This window comes from Burkholderia sp. Ac-20384 (assembly GCF_017104605.1).
GTDB classification, from domain to species: Bacteria; Pseudomonadota; Gammaproteobacteria; order Burkholderiales; family Burkholderiaceae; genus Burkholderia; species Burkholderia lata.
The window spans coordinates 20,574-27,732 of the sequence record NZ_JAAGPE010000116.1; the positions used below are offsets into that span (position 1 = coordinate 20,574).

Consider the following 7,159-nt stretch of genomic DNA (forward strand, 5'->3'; position numbering starts at 1 on the left):
GCTCGCGTGGCGTGGCGCCACGCGACACGCGCCGGCGTCAGCCCGCCGACAGCCGCTGCGTGTCGAACCAGTCGAGCAGCGCACGCGTGACGAACGCGGGATTTTCCAGATTCGAGATGTGGCCGGCGTCCGGCACCAGCGCATGCGGGCACCCGATCACGCTCGCCATCTTCACGGTTTCCGACGGCGGGCGCGCCATGTCGCCCGCACCGCACATCAGCAGCGTGCGTTCGGCGTCCAGTTCGGCGAGTGCCGACAGCGTGTCGGGCCGGCCGAAGATCAGCCGGCCGAGCGGGACGATCGATTGACGCAGCCGGTCGGCCGGCAGGTTCGCGAGCGCATCGCGAAACGCGGACGGCACCGGGCCCGCGAGATTGACGTCCGGCCGGAAGAACAGCGGCACGATCGCATCGAGCAACGGCGGCGCGATACGACCCGCCGCGGCGATGGCGTCGAGCATCCCGAAGTAGCGCAGCCGCGTCGCTTCGGGCTCGGCCTCGAGCGACGCATCCATCAGCACGAGCGCGCGCACGCGCTGCGGTTCGCGCAACGCGAGCCGCGCGCCCCACATGCCGCCGACGCTGAGCCCGACGAGCGCACACTGTTCGATCTCCAGCGCGTCGAGCAGCGCACTCGCCTGCGCGGCGAGATCGTCGAGCGTCTGCGTGCCTTCGGGCAGCGCGCCCGATGCACCATGTCCCCACAGGTCCGGCACGATGACACGATACCGGCGCGACAGCGCGTCGATCTGCGGCGCCCACATCGCCGAATCCCACAGATAGCTGTGCCCGAGCAACACCGGAAACCCGGTACCGTGATCCTGGTAATGCAGGGTGCTGCCATGAATGTTCACTGCGGGCATGTCGTCTCCGGTGTCGGCGCGCTCGGCAGCGGCCCCGAACCGGGCGCCGCGGTCAGCGGCGTGCTGCAACGAATGCGAAGCGGCGCATCATCGCACAGGTTGCAGGCGCGACGCATGACGATTCGCATGCGCCCACGCATCGGACCTGCCGCATGACACCGTCGACACGCACGCGTGACGGCGTGACGCGACCGTCCTATCCGACCCGATACATCGGCACCACGTTGCTGCCGCCCGTTTCCTGGTCCGACGCGAGCGGATGACTCGCCTGTTCGAGCAGCCAGTTGGTCAGCACCGCGATATCGAACTCGTTGCACGCATCCGGGTTATGCACCAGCACGTAGCTGCCCGATGCAACCGTGCAGTGCGGGAACAACTCCACGAGCCGGCCCTGCTTCAGCAACCCGTCGACCAGCGGCCGCCGCCCGATCGCAATGCCGTGCCCGTCGACCGCCGCCTGCACCAGCTGGTCGTACTGGCTGAAATGCAGCGCGCCGGCAGGCCGCAGGCGCGGCACACCCAGCTCCTTCAGCAGATGGCTCCACCCGTGCCAGGGCCACTCGCCGCGCGGATCGTCGAGATGCAGCAGCACGTGCTTGTCGAGGTCCTCCGGCTTCATCGACGCAGCGTCGCCCGCCGCCGACATCAGGCTCGGGCTGCAGACCGCCACGACGCGCTCGCGAAACAGCACGTCCGTCTCGTCCGTCGACGTATACGGGCCTGCATATCGCACGGCCAGGTGCAAACGTTTGCGTTTAAGATCTTCAATTTCGCTCGTTGCCGATACACGTACATCGATGTCGGGGTAGCTTGCGCGGAACGAACCGAGGCGCGGAATCAGCCACAGCGCCGCGAACGAAACAGTGGTCGACAACGAGATCGCACGCTGGCCGACACTCGACGACAGCTTGCCGATCACCGATTCCAGGTCGGACAACGCGAACGAGATCGCGTCGTACAGCTCCCGTCCCTTGTCGGTCAGCGTCAGGGAACGAATGTGCCGGTGAAAGAGCTCGATCCGGAGCTGCTCCTCGAGCGCCTTGACCTGGCGACTCACGGCGGATTGCGTGACGTTCAGTTCCTGCCCCGCACGCGTAAAGCTCAAATGACGCGCCGCGCATTCGAAGCCTCTCAGGAAATCCAGCGAAGGCATACTTCTCAATCGCTTTGCCAATCTCACATTAGCCATACCGCCGCCTCAAAGTTGCACCCACCGACAGGCAAGTCGCCGTTCGTCTCCCTGAATCGTTTCTCCTATTTGGATTCGGGAACGATTTTATATTGAAGCATGGATGCAGATCATTCTTATTTTCAATCGTGACACTCGTATTTATCTATCAATTTTGATCGACCCGATATTCTTACATTAGCATTATGAAGTAGTGATTTTGTAAATAAATATACTACCGGAGCGATGCTGGTTGTGGCCGCGAAAGGCTCGCAAAAACAGGACATTACGGGCACATATCCACGCCCAGAAAGCCATCCCGACGCTACAACAGAGGCACATCTCGATGCCTACAATTCAATTTCACTTACCAGACATTTTTATTCATTTACCGGATTGCGAAAAGAATACGCATCTCAACATTCACGCGGAATACTATTTAAATCCTCAATTTCATGTTTATGAAAATATACTAAACGCATGAAATTGAATTGCGCCATGCACCCCCCGGAAATTGATGAACCAATTATGTCCGGAATTGAATATTCCGTCGACCGGAAACGGCAATCGGCGTGCATGACGACGCCACGCCGTCCGGAATCGGTTCCGTCCTTTACTGGACGGAATGCGTGTCGCTATACGCTGTCCACCACGCCGTCCGCCACACGGTTCGTCCGCGCGGTCACTTCGCGGCGATAGCGGTTAAGTTCCTGCGCGGACGTGAACGTACGCTCGAACAGGATCGACAGGTTGTGCAGGATCCGCTCGACAACCTTCTTTTCCCACTCGCCGTCGAAACGGATCTGCTCGTCGAGCCAGCGCTCGAGCCATTCCGGATCGGGCAGGCGCGACTGCACGGTGTCGCGCGGGAACAGCGCCTGGTTCACGTGCAGGTTGGTCGGGTGCAACGGCTTCTCGGTGCGGCGCGCCGACGCCATCAGCACGCCGATCTTCGCGAACGCGGCACGGGCGACGTCGCCGCAATCGTTCAGTGCCTTCTTCATGTAACGCAGGTATGCGCCGCCGTGGCGCGCTTCGTCGCGCGAGATCGTTTCGTAGATCTGCTTGATGACAGGCTCGGTGTGCCAGTCGGCCGCGCAGCGGTACCAGTGATTCAGGCGGATCTCGCCGCAGAAATGCAGCATCAGCGTCTCGAGCGGCGGCGCCGGATCGAATTCGAAGCGCACCGCGTGCAGCTCCGCTTCGGTCGGCACCCTCTCCGGCCGGAAGCGGCGCAGATACTCCATCAGCACGAGCGAATGCTTCTGCTCTTCAAAGAACCACACGCTCATGAACGCGGAAAAGTCGCTGTCGTGCCGGTTGTCGCGCAGGAACATTTCCGTCGCAGGCAGCGCCGACCATTCGGTGATCGCATTCATCCTGATCGTCTCGGCCTGCTCGTCGGTGAGCCGCGACGCGTCGAACCGGCTCCACGGGATGTCCTTCTCCATGTCCCAGCGCACCGCTTCCAGCGACCTGAAAAGTTCCGGATAGAGCATCGTCGTCACCGTCGTTGAAAAACATTCGGGCGCGGCACGCACGCGGGCAGCACTGCCTCGGTCATGCCGATTGCGTGGACGCCGGCGCCGTCGCTTCCGCGTCGGGCGCACGGTCGTCCGCGTCGTCGTCCACCGTACGCGGCGACAGCCTGCCGCGCAGCAGCGCGTAATAGAACTGCCGGTATGTGCGGTGGTAGTAGCGGATGCGCGGCCCGATTGCGCCATGCAGGTCGTGCAGCCGCTCGATCGGCAGGTTCGGCATCATGTGGTGCTCGACGTGATAGTTGTTGCCGTTCGTGAACCACGTCATGAACGCATTGCTCTCGATCGTCCGCGTGTTGCGGAACGGATCGGTGCTCGTCAGGTCGCAGCGGTAATGCTCGGGCATCTCGACCAGCGCATGCACGGGTGCCGCCACGAACACGAGCGGCACGACCCACACCCACACGACGAACCACGTGTGCAGCGCGAACGACACGCCGGCGAGCAGCGCGATCGCCGCGACCATCAGCAGGTGATCGCGGCGGATCGCGCGCGACACCAGCGGGTTGTCACCGAAGCGTGCGCCCGGCACGACGAGCTTCGCGACGTTCTTCGCGAACTGGATATAGTGCGCGGCCATCGACAGGCGCCACGCCCACAGCCCGAGATTGACAACGGGGCTCGCGCCGTACTGGTCGCCGTAGTCGAAGAACTCCTTGTTCTCGGGCGTGCCGAGCAACCGGTGATGGCGCAGGTGGCTGTCCTGGTACGCATGGAACGACACGAGCATCGGCATGCCGAGCAGCACGCCGAACACCATGTTGAGCCGCTTGCTCCTGAACCCCTGGTAATGCAGCGCCTGGTGCTGCAGCTCGACGCCGTGCGCGTACATCGCGCCGATCAGCAGGATGCCGACGACCTTCAGGACCACCACCGTCGACAGCGCGAACAGCATGCCGTGCGCGATGAGCGCGACGTAGACCGCGAGCTTCAGCGAGAAGACGACGCCGCTCGGGCGGCTCTTCATGTCGGCAACCGGTTTCTGACGGGCGAGAAGCGATGAGGTGACGGACAAAATGCTCTCCTTGGCCGGACCCTGCCCGGCACGATGACGCGGCGACACTGGCGCGCTGCCGGGTTGCAATTCTTCTGTGAGTCGATGCTTCGGACAAACGAATTTTCCGAACGCATTGCATGACGCCCGCGCATGAGCGCACCACATCGTGAACTAGACGACCGGTCGAATGCGTACCGACCATTCACGTCGCGCGGGCTCACACGTATACGCACATGGCAACGCCGAGTGGATGCGTGCTGCTCATGCATAGCCTGCAAATATTCCGTTTGTCGCGTCATGTCGATCCGGCAAGAATCCCCCTCACTCGACGAACGGCGCCGCCGGCACCGTGGCGCGAGCGGCCGTGTTCCTCAAGGGGAGAACCCTCGTGACGAAGTGCGCATCCACCATTCATCGCCTGATCGAATCGCTCGAGGACGTTGCGGGCGCCATGCATCGCATGACGTTCGTCGACGACGCCGGCAACGAGGCGAGCATCACGTACCGGCGCTTCGCTGAAGAGGTGTTCCGTCAGGCCGGCGCACTGCGCGAACTCGATGTGCGCGAGAACGACCTGGTGATGCTGGCCTTGCCCGCGTCGGTCGAGCACGCGGCCGCGATGATGGCCTGCGTGATGACGGGCGCACTGCCCTGCACCGTGCCGGTTCCCGCGCGCCGCGCCACCACCGGGCGCCAGGTGATCGACGTCGCCTGCGAGCTGTACCGGCCGCGCCTCGTCATCGCCGCGGATGCGCAATCGGCTGCGTGGCGCGACGACGCGTTTCCCGCTTCATCCACGCGGGTCGTCGATCTCGACACGCTGTCGATCGTCGCGGATGCCGGTGCACGTGCGCTGATCAGCGCGAAGCATGGCCGCGATCCGCATCATGTCCAGCTCACGTCCGGCTCGACATCGCATCCGAAGGCCGCGGTACTCAGCCACGAGAACGTGATCGCGAACGTGCTCGGCATCGGCGGGTCGGTGCGGTTCGACCTCGCGGCCGGCGACGGCACCGCGTCGTGGCTGCCGCTCTATCACGACATGGGGCTGCTCACGCTGCTGTCGAACATGCATTACCGCGCGCCGCTGCTGATGATGCAGCCGAACAGCTTCATCCGGAATCCGCTCGGCTGGTTGAAGCGCATCGCGTCGGCGCGTGCGACGACGACGTCGGTGCCGACCTTCGCGTTGCGCTACTGCGTGCGCCGTTTCAATGCCGCCGCGATGGAAGGCGTCGACCTCTCCGCGTGCCGCAACATCTTCATCGGCGGTGAACGCGTGGACGATGCGACGCTGCGCGACTTCGCCGCGACGTTCGCGCCGTACGGTCTAGCGGCATCGGCGCTGCAGCCGTGCTACGGGATGGCCGAATCGACGCTTGCGGTGTCGATGCATCGTGCGTGGCACGAAGGCACGGTCGATGGCGCGCCGTACGTGATCGCCGATACGCTCGACCGGCGCGCGCTGATCGAGCGTCGCGACGCGCAACCGGCCGCCGCGAACGACGGCGCCGAAACGGAAACCGAAACCGTGCTCGCGATGGGCACGCCGATCGAGGGCATGGCGTTCCGGATCCTGGACGACGGCGACCACGCGCTGGCGAACCGCGCGGTCGGCGAAGTCGCGATCCGCGGCACGTCGGTGATGCTCGGCTACCTGAACCCCGACGACGGTTCGATCGCCGCACCGCTGACGGCCGACGGCTGGTTCCGCACCGGCGACATCGGCTACATCGCGGACGGCCAGCTGCATATCCTCGGGCGCAAGAAGGAAGTCATCATCATTCGCGGCAGCAACTACTTCCCGCACGAAATCGAGGAAGCGCTGACGTCGCATCGCACGCTGCGCAAGAGCACCTGCATCGCGTTCGGGCTGCCCGATCCCGAGACGGGCACCGAGCGGCTGGTCGTCGCGATCGAGGCGCGGCCCGTCGATGCGACGCCGCAGACGCGCGCCGAGTGCCAGCAGCTGCTCGCATCGCGGATCGGTTTCGCCGCGCAGGATCTGTGCTTCGTCGAACCCGGCTCGCTGCCGCGCACGACGAGCGGCAAGCTGCAGCGCCTGAAGTGCCGCGACCTCTATGCAAACGGCGCGCTGTCCGTGATCCACGCGACGGCGGCGGCCGAAGCCGGCCAGGGAGCGTACGCATGACGGCCACCTCATTCACGCCGGTGCTCGAACTGCGCGACGTCTCGCGCGTGTACGAAGGCGCGGGCCGCGTCGTCGCGGTGCGCGGCGCGACGATCTCGATCGGCCAGCGCGATGTCGTCGCGCTCGTCGGCCCGTCGGGCAGCGGCAAGAGCACGCTGCTCAATCTCGCCGGTTTTCTCGATGTGCCGAGCACCGGCGAACGCTGGCTCGAAGGCCAGCGGATCGACGATGCGCCGGACACGCTCGAACGAATTCGCCGCGAGCGCATCGGCTTCGTGTTCCAGCAGTTCAACCTGCTTCCCGTGCTGTCGGCGCTCGAGAACGTCGAGCTCGGCTAGCTCGGAAGAGCGTCGTGTAGGTACAGAGTGTAAGATCCTGTGTAGATCTCCTCGGTCTCCTCATCAGTCACAACCCACACCACCCACACCCACCCTCACAC

Annotated in this window: 5 protein-coding genes and 1 pseudogene; 2 read left to right on the forward strand and 4 right to left on the reverse strand. The window is 64.3% G+C overall.

Translation table 11 applies throughout. The features are described from left to right. Positions 1-37 precede the first annotated feature (37 nt). The 4 genes from G3O00_RS21550 to G3O00_RS21565 form a co-directional block, all read right to left on the reverse strand. Complete coding sequence (locus G3O00_RS21550; RefSeq protein ID WP_206144259.1) at positions 38-862, reverse strand: alpha/beta fold hydrolase; 825 nt, start codon at positions 860-862, stop codon at positions 38-40. Positions 863-1,058: 196 nt separating this feature from the next. Beyond that, positions 1,059-2,051, reverse strand: a complete 993-nt coding sequence (locus tag G3O00_RS21555) for a LysR substrate-binding domain-containing protein (RefSeq protein ID WP_174929164.1) — start codon at positions 2,049-2,051, stop codon at positions 1,059-1,061. Between the two features lie 614 nt (positions 2,052-2,665). Then, a complete protein-coding gene (locus G3O00_RS21560) occupies positions 2,666-3,538 on the reverse strand; it encodes a ferritin-like domain-containing protein (protein WP_206144260.1) in 873 nt (290 codons plus the stop codon). Positions 3,539-3,590: 52 nt separating this feature from the next. Continuing rightward, positions 3,591-4,538 (reverse strand): fatty acid desaturase, encoded by a 948-nt coding sequence (locus tag G3O00_RS21565; protein ID WP_206144264.1) that lies wholly within the window; start codon positions 4,536-4,538, stop codon positions 3,591-3,593. Between the two features lie 418 nt (positions 4,539-4,956). On the opposite strand from G3O00_RS21565, the gene G3O00_RS21570 reads away from it, so the two are divergent. Both G3O00_RS21570 and G3O00_RS21575 read left to right on the forward strand, forming a co-directional pair. Continuing rightward, entirely contained in the window at positions 4,957-6,720 is a 1,764-nt protein-coding gene (locus G3O00_RS21570) for a fatty acyl-AMP ligase (RefSeq protein ID WP_346778990.1), read from the forward strand. Next, positions 6,717-7,055 (forward strand): annotated as a pseudogene (locus tag G3O00_RS21575) (ATP-binding cassette domain-containing protein); the annotation flags it as partial. The gene G3O00_RS21570 and the pseudogene G3O00_RS21575, both read left to right, overlap by 4 nt. Positions 7,056-7,159: the final 104 nt, after the last annotated feature.